The sequence below is a fragment of the Laspinema olomoucense D3b genome, from assembly GCF_025370785.1.
Taxonomy (GTDB): Bacteria; Cyanobacteriota; Cyanobacteriia; order Cyanobacteriales; family Laspinemataceae; genus Laspinema; species Laspinema olomoucense.
In genome coordinates this window covers 119,455-141,491 of the sequence record NZ_JAMXFA010000018.1, presented here as the reverse complement: position 1 = coordinate 141,491, position 22,037 = coordinate 119,455, and the positions used below count along the sequence as shown (strand labels likewise).

Genomic DNA, 22,037 nt, shown 5'->3' with positions numbered 1-22,037 from the left:
TCCCCTATCTCCCCTATCTCCCCTATCTCCCCTATCTCCCCTATCTCCCCCATCTCCCCTATCTCCCCCATCTCCCCATCCACCTCATCATTCCCTAAAATTGATACTCAATTCCGGTGAGGAAATCAAGCCGTAAATTGGGATTATCCAGAGAGGGGTTATTAGCATATCTCAAAATCAATGTGTTATTAAACGACCATCCGTGAACGATAGGAATTCCTAAGGTAGTAGAAGATTCCATATAATAGTCATCAAAATCATCAAAGGGCAGCTCAAAGGTTACAAATTGACGCAGGGAGAGAAAATCAAAATAAACATCTTTATAGCGCATCCGATACTGAGCGACGGGAAAGTCCAAATCATCCTGACGGCGGTTGGAGTCTTCATAACGAATTCCTAGACCCAACTGCATATCAAAGGAGCGATCGGGTCCTGCTCTCCAGATGTTAATCCCTGGCCCTGTATATAAATTTGTCCGAATATCAATCCCATCGGTTTCATCCCGACGGACTAAGGAACTGATAAAATATTGATAGCGTTCCGTGGCATGATGGCGATATTCTGCATCAATTTGACCCTGGATTTGATTATCTTCCTCCGGAGAAACCCGACTATCATCATAGTCATTAATGAAACTAATTTGAAAATCTACTTCATCCGTGGGCCATTGGCGTTCTAAGGCGAAGTTAAAGGCGGTTTCACTGGTAATTTTGGCACCGGAAAAGAAGGAAGCACCTAGTTCCACTTGACCTTCCCACCCGCTGGGTTCAAAGGGAAAGAGGGAGGGGGATTCTTCTGATTGAGTGCCAAGGGCAATGTCACGACTTTCGGATAAAATTGCTAAGGAGCGATCGCCGAGTCCGATGGCGTTGTATGTGAGGGCAATCTGTGCGAGTAAGCTAGATTTGACCTGGGGATCCTCTAGGCGATTTGCGGTTGCTAATGCCTCCGAGAGCAAGTCTGTAGCCGTTGCCGGTTGTCCCAGCCTAAAATAGGCCATTGCGATCGCAGTTTGGACCCGAACCCGCGCCGAATCTTCTTCAATATCATTGGCGGCGATTAAGGCATCAGCCAAGAGAGTTTGGGCGCGTTCTTCCTGGGCGATCACCGCATATTTTAGGGCAATTTGAGTTAATAACTGCGCCTTAGCTTCGGGTTCTTCCAGGGTATTAACGACCCCTAATGCCTCTTCTAAAATTTGCAAATTTGACTGAGCAATATTGTGAATAGGTTGGTTCAGGTTTAAAACTGGCCTTTTCTCCCCAACTTGGCTAGGATTTATCTGGCTTTTTATCCCTGTCTCTGGGTTGGGATGAAAAAATGTACTCGGGGTTTGCGCAGCCGCCGGTAAACTTCCCGTTAACTCCGCTAGAAAAACACCTATCAAAACTAATACAATTGAACCCTTTAACTTCCTCACCGTCATCATCATTGGAGCATTTTTACCCGGTCGTTTGGTTTAGAAACCGCTATTCAGAAAAATTATATCCTGAACGTGGAAATCAGATTATCCAAATTGTAAATTCTCTGATGGAAAGTATTTACAATTTCAGCCAGAACAGAACCGGATAAAAAGAGAGCAACCCGGGAGGCGATCGGTGCGGCAACCCACCCCCACCCTATCCGCAAATATTTGTTACCACTAGAGAGTAACTTTTAATGGACTGGAGAAAAATCACCATGACTGAACAAAAACGCCCTAAATGGGATGCAGGCAGGTTCTGGAAAACCCTCTCCTATTTTGGAGCGGTCCCCTTTTTGGGGAATATTTCCTGGATCAGAAATCTTCTCAGTGGCGGGAAAAGTACCATCAGCACACCGGAAAAACCAGGAGTCATTCTCGTTGCTGGTGCTACCGGAGGCGTCGGTAAGCGGGTGGTGCAGAAACTCCAACAGCGGGGTTACTCTGTTAGAGGGTTAGTCCGAGATCTCAAGCAGGGACGAGAAATGCTGGGGACCGGAGTGGATCTGGTGGATGCAGATATTACCCTTGCTGACAGTTTGAGCGATCGCCTCTTGGAAGATGTCACCGCTGTCATTTCCTGTATCGGGACTCGGGTACAACCCGTCGAAGGCGATACCCCAACCCGAGAAAAATATTATCAAGGAATCAAATTTTATACCCCAGAAGTGGTGGATGTACCCGAACAAGTGGAATATCGCGGCATTCAAAATTTGGTCGATGCCACCCGTCGTCAACTCGCTACAGTGGGTGCACCCCATGAAAAAGTTATCTTTGATTTCAGCAAACCCACGGACAACCTCAAAGAGATTTGGGGTGCCCTAGATGATATCGTCATGGGTGGAGTCAGCGAAAGTAACGTCCGCCTGGTTAATGCAACGGCTTTGTTTTCGGGGAATGTTTCTACCTCAAATTCCGGTGGTTTTGTCTCCATTCGCACTCGCAATTTTGAACCCCCGTTGAATTTTTCCACCTATCAAGGGATTGATATCCGAGTCAAAGGTGATGGTAATCGGTATAAATTTATCCTCCGTACGGATCCCAAATGGGATAGCATTTCCTACTGCTATTCCTTTGATACGGTTTCTAATATAGAATTTACCGTTCGCATTCCATTTTCCGAATTTATCCCGGTTTTTCGCGCTAAAACCTTAAAAGATTGCCCGCCTTTAGATGCTACTCAAATTCGCTCGGTACAAATCATGCTGAGTAAGTTTGAGTACGATGGTGAGTTGAATCCCAAATTTACCCCCGGACCGTTTCAATTGCAAATTCAATCCCTGAAAGCGTATGGAGGTCCAACCTTACCCCGGTTTATTCAGGTGAGTTCGGCGGGGGTGACTCGTCCGGGGCGTCCGGGGTTAGACTTAGAGTCAGAACCGCCAGCGGTGAGAATGAATGAGCAACTGGGGGGAATTTTAACCTGGAAATTACGGGGTGAGCAGGCAATTCGCGCCAGTGGCTTACCTTATACGATTATCCGCCCTTGTGCGCTCACGGAAGAACAGGGGGGCGAGGGGTTAATCTTTGAGCAAGGGGATAATATCAAGGGAAAAGTGAGCCGAGAGGATATCGCCGAGTTGTGTGTGCAGGCGTTAGAACTCCCGGAAGCTTGTAACATGACCTTTGAGGTGAAAGCCGACCCAGCAGGAAGTCCGGCAGGGGACTGGCGCGGGTTATTTGCGAGGTTGAAGCGCGATCGCCAAGCGGTTAGCTAAATTTTACGGTTGGGACAAGGCACTGCCTTGTCCTACTCTTGTGATACAGGTAAGCAAACAGATTTTGTCTAGGGCCTCCGTAAAGAGCACAACCAGCTTACTTTTAACAATTTATGCCACAGGAGCAGTAATGAGGGGAGGTGAGGACATCTGGTTTCTTCTCCCCTACTTCTTTTCTTATGCTCTCATTCCTGCCCCCTCAATTCAAGAGTTATCCTTTTGTCTTGGGACCCTACTCGCCTGACTTGTTACTCCAAAACCTGACATTTGTGGTAAAAATTTTTTCTTAAAAGTTGTCATTGTCAGACTTATGCGCTAGATTGATGGGACAAGTTAGCTCCAGGTGTTAGAGGTTCGACTATGGCTGATGGAGATATTGTTCACGATAAGCTGTCGTTGCCTTATCAAAAGGTCTATAAAATGCTTTGTGAAGGGAAAGCTGACCCGGAGGAATGCGCGTGGATGGTTGAACTCGCGATGAGGAAAGATATCCAGAAAAAAGGTGCTGCTCCCATCGTCCTCGCCAAGCGCATGGGGGAGATCTTGAAAGAAGCTATGGAAAATTTTAATAAAAATGGCTCTAGGAATTGGGGCGCTGTGAGTGACCAGTTGAAACATTTAGCACGACAGACCTCATGTCCGCATGACATTAAGGAGCTTATCCTTCGTGCCAGTAAGGTTATCCTTCATGATTTCCGTTATGGTCGAAGAACGGATACTGACGCATTAGCAGAAGTTACTGTCGTGCAATATATTCGTGAACTCTACAGGTCAAATTTTAAAGAGCGCATTCCACTGACCCGTGAGCACTATGCTGGCATTGACACCGCAACTCTTATGATAAGAGTCAAGGCACTGGATCCAGAACTAAGTCCTGTCTTTGATAAATGGGGGAAACAGGCCAATGCAGATCCCTATCACAACGTTGCCAAGCTGAAGCGACCCCCACGCCGGAAGCTCGAAGAATTAGACCTGGATGACAACTTGCTATGAATGACGCATCTTCGAGTATTAACAAACCAGATGAGTGCGATCGCCGCGAGTACACTTTGCGCTTTGGACCTATCTTAAACCATAATGGGTCGGTGCAGTTCCTCAATCGCTCTATTGGCAAGGAGCTAACGGTTGGCCTCAATATTGTTGATCAGGAATTTCAGTACCGGGTTCAGGCAGAGTTTCCAGCCATTGTTGCCGATCTGGTTGACCTCGCTGTTGCCATTCATGCTTCAGACCGTCTTGCACCGCAGAATCTTAGCGAAAAGTCTCGCCACCTTCATATTGTGCTGCCAGTGCGTCATCCAGAATTACTGAGTGCGGAACCATTTCGGTCAAAGCTAGAAGACTTGCTGGAATGGACCACAGGTAGCGAATGGGCTTTTGAGTTCCAAAAACGAACTGTCTCAGGACGAATAGTTGAGCGCCAGCAGATTTTGCCAATGGTTCCTGAAGGATGCGAGGTAGCATTATGGAGTGGTGGTCTTGATGCTCTTGCAGGTTTGTACACTCGTATGAAAATGTATCCAGAAAGGCCGTTCGTGTTGTTCGGGAGTGGCAGCAACGATAGTACCTATGCTCGTCAGAAACAAGTGGCTAAAAAGGTTCAATCTATTTTTCCAAACCGTTGCCATCTAGTCCTCGCCCCCATCCGCTTGAACGATAGCCGTGAGGTTCCCAAAAACAAGATTACCCGTGCGCGAGGGGTGGTATTTACCCTGCTGGGTGCTGCTTGTGCATACCTCCTGGGTCGTCGAATTTTGTCTGTGTATGAAAATGGAATCGGTGCAATCAACCTTCCTTACCGTGCATCTGCTGTGGGACTGGATCATTCCCGCTCTGTTCACCCTTTGACGCTGCTGATGGTCAGTGAAGTCGTTTCAGAGCTTTTTGGAGAAAAGTTTCAGGTAAAAAACCCATTTCTCTTCTCCACTAAAGCTGAAATGTGTCAAGCTCTAGCTACAGATGGAAAAAGTGACTTAGCTTCCCTAACCATATCATGCGACAGCCCACACCGTAAGCCAGAGCAACCCACTCAGTGTGGATACTGTTCCTCTTGCATTTTAAGGAAACAGGCGCTTGCTGCCGCAAAAATAGAAGACAAGAGTCGCTATATCCTACCTCATGGAGAGCGCCCATCAGAAGACCCCAGTTTAATGTTTCGTCATATGCTCGCGCAGTTGTCTACCTTTCGCCGCTTACTCAGTACCTCTAATGAAATTGAAATTCGGTGGGAAGCCCTGAGGCGAAAATTCCCAGAATTAGATGATATCGTGGATCGCGCTTCTGAGGTAGAAGGTCTATCTCCTGTAAATATGCAAAGCCGTCTGATTCGGCTCTACTGGACTTACGTTTCTGAATGGGATATTGTAGAAGCCTTGGTTGCAGGGGATCTCTTGGATACAGACAACAAACAACAGATATCACACAAAAAGTCACTCTACAAAGTGGAGAGACAACGCTATGACTAACAACGTCCTTGACAATATTGATATGCAGGGGTTGGGGGAGATGCTGCAACAGGCACGGACTCAATGCGGTATGACCCAAGCGGATGCAGCAAAAGTGATTGATGCGGCACGCACGACGATGGTGGCCATTGAGAAGGGAGAGCGCCGTATAAAGGCGACTGAACTGATTAAGCTGGCTCGCGCTTACGGACGCTCGGTGAGTGATTTTGTGCGTCCACGTCCTGTGATTGAACCGTTTGCGGTTCAGTTTCGCGCTGTCTATCGGGGTCACGAAGTAGAACGGGAGCAAATTGACCCGGTAATTTTGCGTTGGCAAGGGTTATGTGAGCATTACCTAGAACTGGAACAGATGATGGAGGCACCCCTCCCCCGGAACTATCCTCGGGAGTATGAGGTAAGCGGGATGCCAATCGAGCGGAGGGCAGAGGCGATCGCCCTTCAAGAACGTCAACGACTCGGGCTGGGAGATGGCCCAATTCCCATGCTGCGAGACATTTTAGAACAGAGTGTAGGACTGCGGATCTTTTACCTAAAAATGCCCGGAAATTATTCAGAAATTTACAGTTACAATGAGCAAGTTGGGGGTTCTATGGCAATTAATGCCAACCACCCAGAAGAACGGCGGCGTTGGTCCCTAGCCCACGGATATCTTCATTTTCTCGCTCATCGACGTAAGGCTGTCCTGGACTTGATTGCAGACCAATACAAGCGGATGCCAGAGAGTGAGCGACTGGCTGAAGCGTTCGCCAAATATTTCTTGATGCCAACGAGTGGTTTGTTGCTACGGTTTAATGATATGTGCCGTGTGAATCAAAAGTTTAGCACAACCCATTTATTTACGTTGGCGCACTATTATGGGGTGTCTGTGGAAGCGTTGGTGCATCGCTTGGAGGAAATGGATCTTTTGCCTTCTGGAACGTGGGAACGATTGCAATATCGCGGATTGAAAGTTAGAGAGGTACAACAAGAACTGGGGTTAGAACCAATTCCACAACGGACTGATATGGCTCCGATTCACTATCAACACTTGGCGATCGAGGCATTAGATCAAGGTCTGATTACGGAAGGGCGCTTTGCGGAGTTCCTGGACGTTGATCGCCTAGAGGCACGGCGGATTGCTGAACTGTTGCGGGACTACTCCAGCGGGATGGTGGAAGAATCGACTCATGTCGATCTCCGCCAGCTACAAGACTGATGAAGAGTGAGGTTACATCATGATGATTTCTCACTCCCACCTTATTCTTGATGCTTGTTGCCTAATCAACTTGGCTGCTTCCGGTCATTTACGGGCAGTATTGCAGTCTATCCCGGCTCAAGTTGCTGTGACCCAGCTAGTGAAAGACAAGGAGTTGAAAACACTTCAGATCCTTGATGAAGTGGAGAATGAAGCTGCAATCCAGTTTGAGCAAGCGATTATCCAGGGTCTTGTGATCATTGTGGATTTTGAGTCAGAAGCTGAAGCAGAATTGTTTGTCAATTATGCAGCGCTTCTGGATGATGGGGAGTCGGCAACTTGCGCGATCGCCTTGCACCGAGGGTGGGCGATCGCCACGGATGACAAAAAGGCGATCGACTTGATCAAACGAGAAGCATCGCACCTTCAGATATTCTCAACTTTACAATTTATCAAGCATTGGTCTGAGAAAACTGCTTTGGATGCCTCCGCACTCCGGGAAACCTTGAATGCAATTCGGTTCAAAGGAAGATACTTGCCACCCAAAAGTGATCCGCTGCGCGTTTGGTGGGAGAAGAGTCTTTCAGTTTAACAGCGATCCGTTGCGCCTTTGATGGGAGAAGAGTCTTGCAGTTAATCGGCGCAAAGGCATGACTTAAAATAAATAGATAACCTCAGATCCAAGGGTTTCTACAAACTCTATGTGTATTACAACGGGTGCAAAATTGAAACAGAAATTTTATACAAAGTATCTTAATCTTGATCTCAACAGACCCTGACAATGCCACTCATGCAGGTACGTTAGTCGCTCTTCTGCTGTTGTAATTGGGGTGATACAAGACTGAGCGGCCCCACAAAGCCGAGTTTGCAGTCCTATGTACGTCTTCAGAGTTATTTTGACGTGCCAAATGTGGGAACGGAAATATCAGGTGAGCAGAAGTATTTTTGATAAATCCGCCTTCAGGGGGATGTTTTTACTCGGGTATAGAACAATGCTGTCTAAAGGAGGTGTCAAAAAAAAAACTTAAAAAGACTTCATCCTCAGTGGCTCACCCCATTCATCGAATTGTGGGAGTCAATTTTATTTACTACGTTCGAGGTAGCTACCATGTTTCAAATTGTACAAAGGATGATAGAGTTGGGCGGACTGGCGCAAGTGCCGGTGGCACCGTTGGTCCCCACACCAGAACAGTCTTCCGTTTTATTTTCAGGACCCCAATTTTTTGCAGCTTTAGTTTCTGGGGTCCTCTTAGCCTTTGGTTTTCAACTTTTATTAACAAATCTTTCGGTTGCTGCTGGTATTTCTTACATGGGTAATAATTCCCGGTCGTCAGACTCACATTCTGACTCTGGAGATACCCTAGGTGTTACGATTCGTAAAGTAGAAAAGGCAGTTGGTATCTGGACTTTGGTCACGGTCAGTATTGCTTTATTTTGCGCTGCATTACTGGCGGTTAAACTCAGCCTAATGGTCAGTGTGGGGTTAGGCGCGATTGTGGGATTGGTGATTTGGGCCACCTATTTCTCGATCTTGGTCTGGGTCAGTTCTACCACCGTGGGCTCGTTAGTGGGTTCGGTGGTTAATGCGGCTACTTCTGGCTTTCAGTCGATTTTAGGAACCGCCACAAGCGCTTTGGGTGCAAAAGCGGCCTCTAATCAGGTGGTGGCAACGGCGGAAGCGGCAGCAGCAGCAGTGCGACGCGAACTCGGTCAAGCTTTTGATCCCCAGGATATTCGCGAAAATTTAGAAGATTACATTCAGGCTTTAAAACCGGCACAGTTGGACCTGAAAGGGATCCGACAAGAATTTGAAAATTTGCTAAATGAACCCCAATTGCATGAATTGGCGACCCAAGGAACTCTGCCGGATGTGGACCGGGAGTCTTTGGTCTCTCTGGTGAGTTCACGCACGGATTTATCAAAGCGGGATATCAATCGCATTGTGGATGAGTTGGAAGCATCCTGGAATCAAACCAAGCAAAAATTGCAACCCCAGAAAGATTGGATGGGGGAATTGGTGAATTATATTAAGGAGGCTTCACCGGCGGATTTAATTTCTGAGCGCTTCGATGGTAAGCTCGATCGCCTGATTGATGCGATCGCCAATCAGGGTCAGAACAAACAAAACAAGGGAAATCAACAACCCGGGATGATGCAGCAGGGGATGACCCTGGCATTTAATACAGCCTTGGGGATGCTGATGGGACGGACGGATGTATCCGATTTCGATTTGGAAAAAATCCTGTCTCAGTTACAGGAAGCGAAACACAAAGTGACCGAGGGAACTGATAAAGTCACTCGGCAAATTCAGGGTCAACCGACGGAACCTTACAGTGCCTTGCGAGCAGATATTGAAAATTACGTTTTCAATAAGTATTCCTGGGAGATGACACCGGAGACGATTGATCGGGAGTTCCGGGACGTGCTGTTTGATCCTGAAGCTGATCCGGGACTGATTCGTCAAGAGTTGGAACGCTTCCGGCGCGGTAATTTTGTCGATATGCTGGCTTCTCGGGGGGTGTTTACCCAAAGCCGGATTCAAGAAATTGCGAGTCACCTGGAGGCGGTGCGGTTGCAGGTGTTGTACACGGTGACTCGGGCGGAGGAAGAGCAAAAAGCGCAGGATCTGCGCAACCGGGTGGAACGCTACTTGCGCCATAGTCCCAAGGAAAGTCTGAAACCTTCGGATATTGAACGGGATTTCAAGAAATTGATTTCCGATTCGACGGTAGATTATCGGGAAATGAGCGATCGCTTGGCGCACCTTGACCGGGCGATGATGATTGAAACCATGCGCGATCGCAATGATCTCACTCGGGATGAAGCGGCGGAAATGCTGCTTGCGTTGGAACAAACCCGGGATCTCGTTTTAGAAGAGTCCAAAGGACTCCAAGAAGCGGCCCAAGCTAATGTGGATCTCCAGTGGAACCATGTCCAGGATTATCTGCGAAACACGGGTAAAGAAGAACTCAATCCCGAAGGAATCAAGCGGGATCTGGGTAAATTACTGGATAACCCTCAAGCCGGTTTCGCAGCGCTGCGGACGCGGTTATCGCACTTTGACCGCGATACATTGGTGAAGTTGCTCTCACAACGGCAAGAGTTGAATGAAGATGAAGTGAACGAGATCGTAGACCGAGTAGAACATACTTGGTACAATGTTTCCCATGCTCCCCAACAGGTGGTGGCTCAAGCGAAGGAACAGTACGATCAGGCGACTTCTGCGATTTCCGAGTACCTGCGAAACACTGGGAAAGAAGAACTCAACCCGGAAGGCATTCAGCGGGATTTGCAAACACTCCTCAATAATCCTCAAGCCGGTGCGATCGCCATTCGCGATCGCCTCTCTCAAATGGACCGCGATACGCTGGTCCAATTGCTGTCCCAACGGAAAGACTTGAACGAAGAGGATGTTAACCGGATTATTGACGAATTACAGCAAAACATTCGCAAGGTCCTCCGTGCACCGCGCCGACTGGCGACTCGGGTGAAACAACAAGCGGTTGAGTTTGAACAAACGTTTGAAGATTACTTGCGGAATACAGGTAAGGTCGAACTGAACCCCGACGGCATCAAGCGTGACTTGCAATTAATGATTGCAGATCCCCGTCTGGGTGCCAAGAATCTCGGACATCGCCTCGCCCATATTGATCGCACAACGATTGAGGCATTGTTGGCACAACGTTCTGATATCTCGCCACAAGAAGCCAAGGAAATTGTGGGTCGAATTATGTCGGTTCGCGACCAATTTATGCAACAGGTGCAGAATGTTCAAGACCGGATCAAAGGCATTGTAGATGGGATTTTTGCCAAAATTCGCAACTATCTCAACTCGTTGGATCGTCCGGAACTTAACTACGAAGGTCTCAAGGGTGATATTCGGACCTTGTTTGATGATCCGCAAGCTGGATTTGACGCCTTGCGCGATCGCCTCAGTCAGTTTGATCGCGATACCCTGATCGCCGTGATTAGTTCTCGGGAAGATATCTCCGAAGCGGATGCCAACCGAATGGTGAGTCAAATCGAAGGGGTTCGCAATAATATACTACGTCGTGCTGAACGGATGCAGTTGGAAACCCAACGCCGCATCGAACAGATCAAGCACGAAGCCGAACGCCAAGTGGAAGAAACCCGCAAAGCCGCAGAAGTTGCCGCTTGGTGGTTGTTCTTCACCGCGTTGGTTTCCGGGATTGCTGCTGCTGGTGCCGGTGCCCTGGGGGTGCTTCTGACTTCTCGGGTTCTGTAATCCAGTTCCCGACTGACGCATCCCTACTGTCTTTTATATCGGCAGTATAGGATTTGGACGCGCTATATAGAAAAAAGCCTCTTTTTTAAGGGGCTTTTTTTTACCTTAAAATTACCCTAAAATCCCCTATTGACATCGGCTTACTTTTAGAGTTAAATAGAAAAATGATAGTCTCTCCAACCCAAAAAGAAGAGAGATGATTCACCCATCAATGAACGAATCGGGAGGAAACCTATGTCGGAGTTAGTCTGCATTTCTACTCAACAATTATGCAAACCCATGACTGGGCATTAACCGAGAGACTTTGAGAATGAATTTTCTATTGGAAACCTCACTGCGGGTTTCTCGGGATGCCTGGGAATCGACACACCAGACAAATCGAGGAACTCTCATCCATGAACCTAGAACAACTGGGTTGGACTCCATTTTTTAACGAATCATTTGCACCCTATCGGGAACAAGGCTATCTCCCGGGACGGGTGGCGATCGCCCATAAACATATCTATGTCATTTACTCCGAAGGTGGAGAACTCTTAGCCGACATTACCGGAAAAATGCGCTATCACGCCACCAGTGAAAACGATTTTCCCGCAGTGGGAGATTGGGTAGCGATGGGATTGCGCGAGGGGGAAAATAAAGCAATAATTCAGGCTATTTTGCCCCGAAAAACTAAGTTTTCCCGGAAAGGGACGGGAGTCAAAACCCGCGAACAACTTGTCGCGACTAATATTGATACGGTCCTCTTAATGTCCGGATTGGACCGAGATTTTAATCTGCGGCGCATCGAACGGTATCTGATTTTAGCTTGGGAAAGCGGTGCAAAACCAGCAATTGTGTTGAATAAGGCGGATTTGTGCGATCGCCTGGAAGACGACATTGCTGAAGTCGAAGCAGTGGCGATGGGAGTGCCGATTATTCCCCTGAGTGCGATCGCCGGAGTCGGGTTAAATGCCTTAACTCCCTACCTGCAACCGGGAAACACCGTTGCCTTACTCGGGTCCTCCGGGGTCGGCAAATCCACCCTCACCAATCAATTACTCGGAACTGCCACTCAAAAAGTGCAGCAAGTGCGCCAAACTGATAGTCGGGGACGGCATACCACCACCCATCGAGAATTGATGATTTTACCCTCCGGTGCCCTGCTGATTGATACCCCAGGAATGCGGGAAATTCAAACTTGGAACAATCAGGAGGGATTACCAGAAACCTTTGCGGATATCGAAAGTTTGGCGCAAGAATGCCGATTTCGGGATTGTCAACATGACACTGAACCCGGTTGTGCCATCCAGGAGGCGATCGCAGACGGAACTTTGGATTTTGAACGATTTTTCAGTTATCAAAAGCTGCAAAGCGAGTTAGCCTATTTGGCCCGAAAACAGGACCAAACGGCGCAGTTAGCGGAGAAGAAACGCTGGAAAAAGATTCATCAACAAATCAGGAAACTGAGTAAGGGATAAAAAAAGAAACCGGCGGGGGTTTGAACCCCCGCCTAATAACTCAAGTCGGTTAAAACCGACTAATGCAACAACCTTTAGTAAAGGATAAACCCGGTTTCTGATTGTCAATGAACTCGGTTAAATCAATTAAATTCGTTGATATACTGTCTAATTGAGCACTAATTTCCATGATTTGCCCCCTCTTTGTACATAAACTTTTATTTTATTTTATCCTACCTGGTTCCTCGTGTCAAACTGCTGCAAGACGCGCTATAATACCCAAGGGATTTGAAGTTGAAATAGAGGAGGCAGAAGGGGAATCAATGACTTTTATTTTTCCAGTGCCGGAAGAAAATATTGCACCGGAAATGACAACTAAAATAATTGAAGCTTTCAAAGCGGAAAAAGAAGCATTACACCAATTGTCTGCTTGTATTACAGTGGGCTGTAACCTACATATCACGCAATAGGGAGGCGATCTCTTTTCCCACACCAACGTCGGAGACGCCCTCAATCGCGTCTCCACAATTCTTCCGTGAAAATCTGTGAAATCTGTGGCTCTTACCCCCCCGACGGCGCATTATTCGCCTGAAACTCTCCATCCTGCCATACCCCTTCCACCCGCGTCCCATTGGCAAAAATAAACACCCCTTTGCCATGTCGAACGTGATTTCTAAACTCCCCTTCATACCGATTGCCATTGGCAAACGTACAGACCCCTCTCCCATTCAATTTTCCCTCGCCCCATTGTCCTTCGCACCGGGTCCCATCACCCATAACGTAAACCCCATTTCCCTGGCGCAGGTTATTTCTAAATTCCCCTTCGTAGCGGTTCCCATTGCCAAAACTACAACTTCCTTTACCGTTTAATTGTCCATTGCGAAACTCCCCATGACAGCGCGTACCATCGGCAAACGCATACACCCCAGTTCCCTGTCTGACATTATTTCTAAACTCGCCTTCGTAGCGATTGCCATTGGCAAAGGTACAAACCCCTTTCCCGTTCAATTGTCCGTTTTCAAACGTACCGGAACATTGGGTGCTATCGGCAAAGGTATAAACCCCACTGCCTTGAATGATGCTATTTTGAAATTCCCCTTCGTAGCGGTTACCGTTAATAAAATTGCAGGTGCCTCTACCGTTGAGTAAATTGTTGCGAAACGTTCCCGAACATTCGCTACCATCAGCAAACAGAAAAGTACCATTTCCCTGCCTGACACCATTGGTGAGTTGGCCCTCGTAATAGTTTCCACTGGGAAAAATGCAGATGCCGTTAGGATTTTCGCTGCTGGAACCACCATTATTCTGACAGTAAGTGCGGGTAACACTGCTGGGAACTTGAGCGATTGTCGGTGCGATCGCAGCCATCCCACTCACCCCCACCGCAACCATTGCGGCGATCGCCCATTGGGAACCTGTCCCTTTCCAATCCGTCGTCACTGTTTTTGTCTGGCTAAGAAAAACAAATGGCAACATTTTTCCAAAAAACCTCCGTTTATCGCATTGTAAATTAACTCTGATTGGATTGGCCGATGCTCTCCTTAACCCCGATTAAAACAACCCTTTGCAAGTCAACTCTCCGGTTACGCTTTGCTATCTTAATGTCTCCATTGAATGATGTCAACTATAAATTTATCTCACCCCTATCCACTAGCAATCCTTATACCGATGTCGCCCCGATGTTCGGGTAAAAGGGTGAAAAAACGATAGAATCGCGATCGCATCTCATTATCCTCTCTTGACCACCACTCATGCTGCCATTCTTCCTAATCTTTCCTATCGCCCAAACCACTGCCGTACCCACTCCTGCACCTGCGATACCTCCATCACAAGTGTTGCCCGAACCGGAACAGATTCCCAGTTTTGACGCTATCCCGGCGATCGATGCTTTACCGCCCAAAGAAGTGCAGGATGTTCAAGAGATGCGCCCTTTACCGGGAGAACTGGATCGAGTGCCGGTTTTTAATAGCAATAGTCCCGAGGTGGTACTGACACCGGGAATTTTACTGTCTACTTTTCCAACAGAGGGAAAACAAGTACCGGATGCACACTTAAATTTTGCGTTTCAAGGACGATTTGATGTGTTTTCCCATCATATTGCTAGGGCGCGATTGCCGGAAGAAACTCGCACCTTTTATCAAGGGTTGATGGCGTACAATCCCACCGCAGAAACGGTGACGATTGAAGTGTTGCAAGCAGGGAGTTATTTAACCAGTCCCGATGCATTATTTATCGAGTTACCGGATATGGTAGAAGATGCGGAAGGAAAGGTGTATTCTGGGCCGGGAAGTCGCGTAATGAATGCGGTTTTGCGGGGAAACAGACAGGAAATGTTTCCGCCGAAATGGGAGATTCCTCCGGGTGGGACGGTGATGTTAATTAATGCGCCGATTCCAGTGGGAACGGTGGTGCCTTCTTCTAATGCGCGATCGACGATGATGCGGTTGTCGAGTAGTGGGGAGGTCTATTTGGCAAATTTAGCGATGCGATCGCCCTTGACGGATGATGGCAAAGAACGCGCACCTACTTTAGCCCAATGGCAGCGATTGTTAGAAAATGGTGGGTTTGCAGGGCCGCGAGATACGCCGCCGACTTCTCTGGATCCGAGCAATATCGATGTGGTGTTCGGGCGCGTGGCGGGGGTGGCGCAGGGGTCGCAGTGGCGATCGCATCTCACTGATGACCCGAATTCGGAAACTCTCACAATTCCGCCTCTGGGTCAAGCGTTTGCCTATGCGTTGAGTACGGTACATCGCATTACTTTGGGAACGGGGCAGATACAAAGTGCGCCAATGCTGGCACGGTATCCCGATACGGCCTATTTCGCTCATGCTAATTATGGGATAGAATACGATTTGAGCTTGCCATTGTACAATTCTAGCGATCGAGCGCAGACGGTGAGGTTAGAGTTTTCTTCACCGTTGAAGGAAAATGAGGATATGGATGCACTGTTATTCTTCAATCCGCGCGATCGGCAAGTGTTCTTTCGCGGGACGATCCGAGTGCGCTATCCCGATGAAAAAGGTGTCACTCAGACGCGCTATCTGCATTTGGTACAGCGACGGGGACAACAGGGAGAACCGTTGTTGACCCTGACTCTACCACCGGGCGATCGGCGTTTGGTTGAGGTGGATTTTCTCTATCCTCCCGATGCGACCCCACCGCAAGTGCTGACGGTGAGAACGGTGGCAAGTCCGAATTAATTGAGGTGGAGAATAAGCGATCGGGAGCATCCCGATTTACAAAATCGGGATGCTCCCGTTTCTGATTCCCTTGCTATAGATTATTTACGAATTTAATCCGCATCTTCCTCATCCACATACTCGATTTCATAACCATCGGCATCGATTTCATCGTCATCATCCCGATTAGAACGTCCTACGGAGTTGGCAGAAACTACCGCGCCGAGTTCTAACTGTTCTCGCACTTTCTTCTCAATTTCGTTGCTGATGGGGATATTTTCTTCCAGATACTTCAGGGAATTGTCCCGTCCTTGACCGATATTATCTCCGTTGTAGCTATACCAAGCGCCCTTACGATTAATCACGCCGGTTTCTTCTGCTAGGTCAATCAAGCATCCCATATTAGAAATGCCCTTGCCGAACAAAATATCAAATTCAGCAATCCGGAAGGGCGGCGCGACTTTATTCTTAGCGACTTTAACTTTCGCCCGGATGCCGTATTCTTCCGTGCCTTTTTTCAAGGTTTGAATCCGCCGGATATCCAAACGCACCGAAGCGTAGAATTTGAGCGCATTTCCCCCGGTGGTGGTTTCCGGGTTGCCGTAACCGCCAATTTTTTGGCGTAACTGGTTGAGGAAAATCACCGTACAGCCGGATTTACCAATATTTCCCGTAATCTTCCGCAAGGCATGACTCATTAACCGCGCTTGTAACCCGATGGTGGGGTCGCCCATTTGTCCCTCGATTTCTGCCCGAGGTACTAGGGCCGCCACGGAGTCAATCACCACCAGGTCCACTGCTGCCGATCGCACTAATTGGTCGGCAATTTCTAGGGCCATTTCTCCCGTATCCGGTTGAGACACGAGTAGATTTTCGATATCAACCCCCACTTTCGCGGCATAACTCGGGTCTAAGGCGTGTTCCGCATCCACAAAAGCAGCTAGTCCCCCAGCTTTTTGAACTTCTGCAAGCGCGTGGAGTGCCAGGGTGGTTTTACCTGCACTCTCTGGTCCATAAATCTCAATAACGCGGCCTTTTGGCAACCCGCCACCCAGGGCTAAATCGAGAGTGAGCGCCCCTGATGGAATCGTTTCGACCCTCATCTTGGTGGCATCACCCAGACGCATAATCGCCCCTTTGCCAAAGCTGCGCTCAATTTGGGAAAGCACCACTTTTAGGGCCTTGTCTTTTTCAGAATTCGCTGTGCTTGCTGTAGCCATTATCTTAATTTTGGGACTTGCAGATTGGGTATGTTGACTATCTATTCTACATTACTTCAGCTTCGGCTGTGGGGGGGGCATCAAAGGTTAAAATTGTTTTAAAAATGGAGTGGCTTCTTCCCCGGGTGGTCGCCTAGCTCAAAATGCTGTAAAAGTCTTGCTGATTATAGCTTTTATTCTTTAGTCCCTGCTTAACCCCCCTGAGAACTGCTCATGAATCAGTCAAACGCTTATCAAATGCTGACGGATACGGCCCTATCGGTGGCTGGATTAACCGCCTATATCCAAGAGTTGTTGGAGTTGGATACTCAACTGCGCCAAGTCTGGGTGATGGGGGAGGTTTCCAGTGCCAATCCCCATCGCAGTGGGCTGTTTTTCACGTTGCAGGAACCGGACGGGACTGCGACGATTCGCTGTGTGGTTTGGAGTTCGCAGCTTGAAAAATTGGTGCAGATGCCTTCCAGGGGGGAGCAAATTTTGGTGTTAGGCAGTATTCGGATGTATCCGAAGCGGGGAGAGTATCAGTTGACGGTGTGGCAGGGGTTTCCGGCAGGGGAAGGGTTGCAGGCCCTGCGCTACCGCCAGTTGCGATCGCGCTTGGAAGCAGAAGGGTTATTTGATGCGGACAGAAAGCGCCGGTTACCTTCTCATCCGCAGATTATCGCGGTGGTGACTTCTCCCCAGGCGGCAGCATGGGGCGATATTCAGCGGACGCTCAATCAGCGTTATCCGGGATTGCGGGTGTTGCTGTCTCGGGCAACGGTCCAGGGGGAACAGGCCCCGGCTTCGATCGCAGCGGCGATCGCCCGGGTGGAATCTGACAATCGCGCTGAGGTGCTGATTTTGGCCCGGGGTGGGGGCGCTTCGGAGGATTTGGCTTGTTTTAATGATGAACGGGTGGTGAGGGCGATCGCTGAATGTTCGATTCCGGTAATTACGGGAATTGGACATGAACGGGATGAATCTCTGGCGGATTTAGTGGCAGATGTTAGAACGTCCACTCCCACTGCTGCGGCTGAAATTGTGGTGCCGGAATTGGCGAGTTTGTATGCAGAACATCGGTCCCGGGTGGAACGGGTAAAAGGGGCGATGGTTGAGCAGATGGCGCAGGAAGTAGAAGGGATTAATCAGTTGCGATCGCGGTTATATCGGTTACCGTTAGAACGACAGCTTAAAGAAGACTGGCAATCTCTGCAATGGCTACAAAAAAGGCTGGTGCAAGCGACGTTACAGCAGGGCGATCGGGCGCAACAGCGTTGTGAGTTGTTACGGCAAAAATTAGGAACGTTGGACCCGCAAAAGGTGTTACAACGGGGGTATGCAGTGTTGAAGAAAGAAGATGGGGCGATCGCTCGGAGTAGTAGGGAGTTAGTGCCAGGGGAGGAGGCGATCGTGCAACTGGCTCAAGGTCAGGTGAAGGTGCAAATTACGGAGATTTTGGAGTAATATTTTATTCAATCAGCAGATTATATAGAATTCGGTTGTCAAAGGTCTATAAAAACCCGCAGCGTCCAGCCCGGAGGCTACACGGACAAAGCCTGCCTACGCAGGCTATCAAAAAACGATTTTTATCAAGCGCATAACGACTTTTGTCAAACGAATTCCGTATTAGGGAACTCCAAAAAATAAAATACCCAAAAAACCCGCAGGCTGAAGCCCGGAGGCTACACGGACAAAGCCTGCCTACGCAGGCTATCAAAAAACCATTTTTACCAAGCGCATAACGACTTTTATCAAACGAATTCCGTATTAGTTTCTGGAAGCAGATCTTCTAATGGTGTCTGATCTCAAATCCGGTTCGTAAAAGTTGCTTTTATGTATTAGCCCGCGCAGGCGGGCTTTGTCCGTGTAGCCTCCGGGCTGGACGCTGCGGGTTTTTATAGACCTTTGACAACCGAATTCCGTATGACAAGGTGATCCGGTACTCGGTATGTTTCCCTCCCCCTACATCAAAACCTGATAGATATTTACGCGCTGTTCTCGTCCTTTTAATTGGACGCTTCCGATACATTGGGTGGGAAATTGTCCCTGAATATAGTGATAGGTTTCTTCTCCGATTAAAATCCGGCAAATCCCCCCATCTAAGGTTTTATCGTAACTTTCCAATCGGGCGGCGATGTTGACCGTATCCCCTAACACCGTATAATTTAACCGTTGGCGAGATCCGAGACTCCCGGCGAAGACATGGCCGGTGGAGATGCCGACGCGCATGGCAACGGTGGGACGGCCTTGAGCTTGCCATTGTTGATTGAGCGATCGCAATTTTTTCCCCATTGCGACTGCACAAGCCACAGCGGCGATCGCATCTCCAGCAATTTCATCCGGTCGGGTCCGGGGAATGGGAACCCCAAACACCGCCATAATGGCATCCCCGATAAATTTATCCACGACCCCATCATGGTCTAATACAATCCCTGACATGGCTTTCATATACTCATTCAGCCACAGCATTAAGGTTTGGGCGTCGCTTTGTTCCGTAATTCGGGTAAACCCTTGCAGGTCGGTAAATAGCACCGTTGCGGTCATTTGTTGCCCTAAAATCTGCCCTTCTTTGAGTAATTCATGACGACTATTCCACACCGCCTGAGCAATTTTTGGGGAAACGTGCTGACCCAACAAATTCATCACGGTTTGGCGATTTTCACTTTCAATATAGGCTGTATAAGCTATCATGGCTACGGCTGAACCCATTAAGGCCAGCAAGGGTGGGACAACGGGTATCCACCACCCAGCTAAAAAGACTAAAAAGCCTCCGCCAATCGACCCCCCACCGACTAGGGCGAGGAGCATAATTTTGGAGCGAATTCGCAAGAATCTCCAGCCTAATATTGCACCTACCCCAGACCACAGGAAAATCCAGAATCCCTCAACCGGATCGGACCAAACGGCGATGGAGCGTCTTCCCTCTAACGCCCCGCTCAATAACTGGGTAACTGCATCTGCATGAATTTCTACCCCCGATGGAGCGGTAAAATAGCTATTACTATAAGCGGTAAAGAATCTATCTTTTAGACTGGCTGCGGTAGAACCAATTAAGACCAGGCGATCGCGAAAAAAATCCGGGGGAATGCGATTTTCTAAAACGCTGTTCATGGACACTGTATCAAAGACATGGCACTGTTCGAGGCGGTTGCGGCACAGATGATTACGGGGGTTGAACAAAATTTGAATCCCTCCGGAATCCACGCCTACATAACCGCCATCATTTTCCGTTAAGCGGACGAAAGAGGTTTTTCCCAAGCCCAGTTTGTACCGTTCGCGATCGAGCATTTTAAATCCGATTCCCTGGGGTTTTAAATACTCTAAGGCCAATTTTACCGCAAAACTATAAACTGTTTTATCATCTCTATCCTTAACGGAAAGTAAAATTCGCCGAACTTTGCCATCCTGGTCTAATAAAATGTCCGCTGCCCCCACCTGTCCCAGTTCGCTTAATTGAGCCGGAGGCTCAACGGAATCCCCATAAGCATCTCCCGTTACTTTTTGAATTCCGATTAAGTTCGGCGTTGAAGCAAAAACCTCTAGGAGGCGATCATGACCGGGTTCTACCGGAAGGTCCCGATAAATATCTAGTCCAATGGCCGCCGGTTGCTGACTTTTAATGGTTTCCAATAATTGCGCTAAGACTTGATCAGAAATCGGCCAGGTTTGAGTGCGTTGAATATCCGATTCACTAATGGCAACAATGACAATCCTTGAATCGGTGGGTTCTATGGGACGCCACCGAAAAAATAAGTCAAGGGTGGCCCATTCTAGCAGTTGCAAGACGCCTAAACTTCGCAAGGCGATGGTCAAAAGTGCCACAGTAGGGGCGGTGATGAAGACCCCGCGCCATTCCCATAAAACCTGTTTAATTTTTTTTGCCGTCACTTCGGGAGAATGTCCGATAAAAAATCGGATTTTGGGTACATTTGGATTAGACATTAGAGCAGGAAGAGAGGATAAAAAAATCTAAATTATTCAGGTTTTACAGGAAAGTTAGATTGACCCGAATTAGATAGAAAACGGGTCCGAGGATGAGCCAATTGGGTTCAGTTGGATGTCAACTGATGCGGGCGATCGCTGCGGTATCGCCCAAAAGTTTCTCGGATGAAAGTCCGTTTAGGGCTGGGCTGGTAGGGGTTGATTTTCCATCTCACAGCATTCTAAAAAAGGTTGGTTTACCAGAGATTCGAGATTAACAACCTCCGAACTCAGCAGTTCATCCCACCCGATTTTGGCTTCCGTGGAAAAGTCAGTGGAGGACTGCTGGATATCGGCTAACAGTTCGAGTGTGGGATACCAAAAACCATTTTTTCCATAAATTTCAGCGCGTTCCAGGGGAGTTGCGGCATTGTCCAGGTCCGCCATTAAGCTGGGACTCACATCCATCGGTTTAAGCCATCCCGAGACGAACAAATCGGCGGCGCGATCGGTCGGATCGCACAGAATACTAAAGTACCATCGATAATACTCGCCGCTTTTTAAGGATAGTTCATCCAGGGGAACAGTGAGCTTGATAATGCCAGGGGTATTGGTGAGTGTCACCATCATCTGATAAAGCTGTTCTGTCCCCGTTTCATCTTGCAGGATCAATTCCCCGGTAAGGGCCGAAGTCGAGGGCAAATAAATCAAAAAGCTAGTGGAATTTCCCGCTAGGGTTAACCCGACTCCCGAGGAAGGCATCAAGGCAGTGAGAGATTCCGAGGGGAGATCGAGATCAACGGGACATTTGCCGCGAATTCCGTTGTTAATAGGAAGTCCTGGGGAAGGCGGTTCGAGCAGAGGCGGCTGATAAAAGCGGGTTCCTCCTGCCGAACCTTGTAAGGGAGAGGGCTGATCCGTTGGCGGATCCAGGGGATCCCCTTGGGTGAGTAGTTCCCCGCCTGGGGTTGCGGGGGCGATTTCTCTGGCGGTAGCGCTTGCCTGTAGCGGTGTTGACAGGCGAGAGACGATGGCGATCGCCACTAAGACGGCGAACCCAACGGGAATTAGAGATAGAGGGGTCTTTTGCCCAGGCATAATACAACGCTCTCCTGTATGAATGAATCAAATTTTCAGGGGGAAATTTGTCCTTTTACGTCTTAAGTCTCTTATTCAAGATTTTTTGTTCTCTAAAAAGAAAGGTTAACAGGGATTTGGGCTAATTTATCGC

Annotated in this window: 15 protein-coding genes; 10 read left to right on the top strand and 5 right to left on the bottom strand. The window is 48.4% G+C overall.

Annotation, left to right across the window (positions count from 1 at the left end; genetic code table 11):
- Positions 1-94 precede the first annotated feature (94 nt).
- Positions 95-1,387: a DUF481 domain-containing protein gene (locus NG792_RS15390; protein ID WP_261235957.1), complete on the bottom strand. Its 1,293-nt coding sequence runs from the start codon at positions 1,385-1,387 to the stop codon at positions 95-97.
- Positions 1,388-1,680: 293 nt separating this feature from the next.
- Between NG792_RS15390 and NG792_RS15385 the strand changes: the two genes are divergently transcribed.
- The 8 genes from NG792_RS15385 (at position 1,681) to NG792_RS15350 (ending at position 12,971) form a co-directional block, all read left to right on the top strand.
- Positions 1,681-3,180 carry a CIA30 family protein gene (locus NG792_RS15385; RefSeq protein ID WP_261235956.1) on the top strand — a complete coding sequence of 500 codons (1,500 nt, stop codon included), beginning with the start codon at positions 1,681-1,683 and terminating at the stop codon, positions 3,178-3,180.
- Positions 3,181-3,540: 360 nt separating this feature from the next.
- Positions 3,541-4,173 (top strand): hypothetical protein, encoded by a 633-nt coding sequence (locus tag NG792_RS15380; protein ID WP_261235955.1) that lies wholly within the window; start codon positions 3,541-3,543, stop codon positions 4,171-4,173.
- A complete protein-coding gene (locus NG792_RS15375; protein ID WP_261235954.1) occupies positions 4,170-5,645 on the top strand; it encodes a 7-cyano-7-deazaguanine synthase in 1,476 nt (491 codons plus the stop codon). The genes NG792_RS15380 and NG792_RS15375 overlap by 4 nt, the downstream gene beginning before the upstream one ends.
- The gene (locus NG792_RS15370; RefSeq protein ID WP_261235953.1) at positions 5,638-6,840 is read left to right on the top strand and encodes an XRE family transcriptional regulator; all 1,203 of its coding nucleotides are present in this window, start codon (positions 5,638-5,640) and stop codon (positions 6,838-6,840) included. The genes NG792_RS15375 and NG792_RS15370 overlap by 8 nt, the downstream gene beginning before the upstream one ends.
- 19 nt (positions 6,841-6,859) lie before the next feature.
- Positions 6,860-7,411 (top strand): PIN domain-containing protein, encoded by a 552-nt coding sequence (locus tag NG792_RS15365; RefSeq protein ID WP_261235952.1) that lies wholly within the window; start codon positions 6,860-6,862, stop codon positions 7,409-7,411.
- Between the two features lie 516 nt (positions 7,412-7,927).
- Positions 7,928-11,065 carry an MFS transporter gene (locus tag NG792_RS15360; protein ID WP_261235951.1) on the top strand — a complete coding sequence of 1,046 codons (3,138 nt, stop codon included), beginning with the start codon at positions 7,928-7,930 and terminating at the stop codon, positions 11,063-11,065.
- Positions 11,066-11,460: 395 nt separating this feature from the next.
- Positions 11,461-12,522, top strand: coding sequence for a ribosome small subunit-dependent GTPase A (rsgA, locus tag NG792_RS15355; protein WP_261235950.1), 1,062 nt, complete (start codon positions 11,461-11,463; stop codon positions 12,520-12,522).
- Positions 12,523-12,689: 167 nt separating this feature from the next.
- The gene (locus NG792_RS15350; RefSeq protein ID WP_261235949.1) at positions 12,690-12,971 is read left to right on the top strand and encodes a hypothetical protein; all 282 of its coding nucleotides are present in this window, start codon (positions 12,690-12,692) and stop codon (positions 12,969-12,971) included.
- 91 nt (positions 12,972-13,062) lie between these two features.
- On the opposite strand, the gene NG792_RS15345 is transcribed toward NG792_RS15350, so the two are convergent.
- Positions 13,063-13,941 (bottom strand): MORN repeat-containing protein, encoded by an 879-nt coding sequence (locus tag NG792_RS15345; RefSeq protein ID WP_261235948.1) that lies wholly within the window; start codon positions 13,939-13,941, stop codon positions 13,063-13,065.
- Positions 13,942-14,252: 311 nt separating this feature from the next.
- Here NG792_RS15345 and NG792_RS15340 point away from each other — a divergent pair, with 311 nt between their 5' ends.
- A complete protein-coding gene (locus tag NG792_RS15340; protein WP_261235947.1) occupies positions 14,253-15,704 on the top strand; it encodes a DUF3370 domain-containing protein in 1,452 nt (483 codons plus the stop codon).
- Positions 15,705-15,796: 92 nt separating this feature from the next.
- On the opposite strand, the gene recA is transcribed toward NG792_RS15340, so the two are convergent.
- Entirely contained in the window at positions 15,797-16,903 is a 1,107-nt protein-coding gene (gene recA / locus NG792_RS15335; protein WP_261197566.1) for a recombinase RecA, read from the bottom strand.
- Positions 16,904-17,116: 213 nt separating this feature from the next.
- On the opposite strand from recA, the gene xseA reads away from it, so the two are divergent.
- Positions 17,117-18,349, top strand: coding sequence for an exodeoxyribonuclease VII large subunit (gene xseA / locus NG792_RS15330; protein WP_261235946.1), 1,233 nt, complete (start codon positions 17,117-17,119; stop codon positions 18,347-18,349).
- A 498-nt stretch (positions 18,350-18,847) separates the two neighbouring features.
- Here the strand turns inward: xseA and NG792_RS15325 are convergent, their stop codons facing one another.
- Positions 18,848-20,827, bottom strand: a complete 1,980-nt coding sequence (locus tag NG792_RS15325) for a CHASE2 domain-containing protein (RefSeq protein WP_261235945.1) — start codon at positions 20,825-20,827, stop codon at positions 18,848-18,850.
- 177 nt (positions 20,828-21,004) lie between these two features.
- A complete protein-coding gene (locus NG792_RS15320) occupies positions 21,005-21,904 on the bottom strand; it encodes a DUF928 domain-containing protein (protein WP_261235944.1) in 900 nt (299 codons plus the stop codon).
- Between the last annotated feature and the right edge of the window lie 133 nt (positions 21,905-22,037).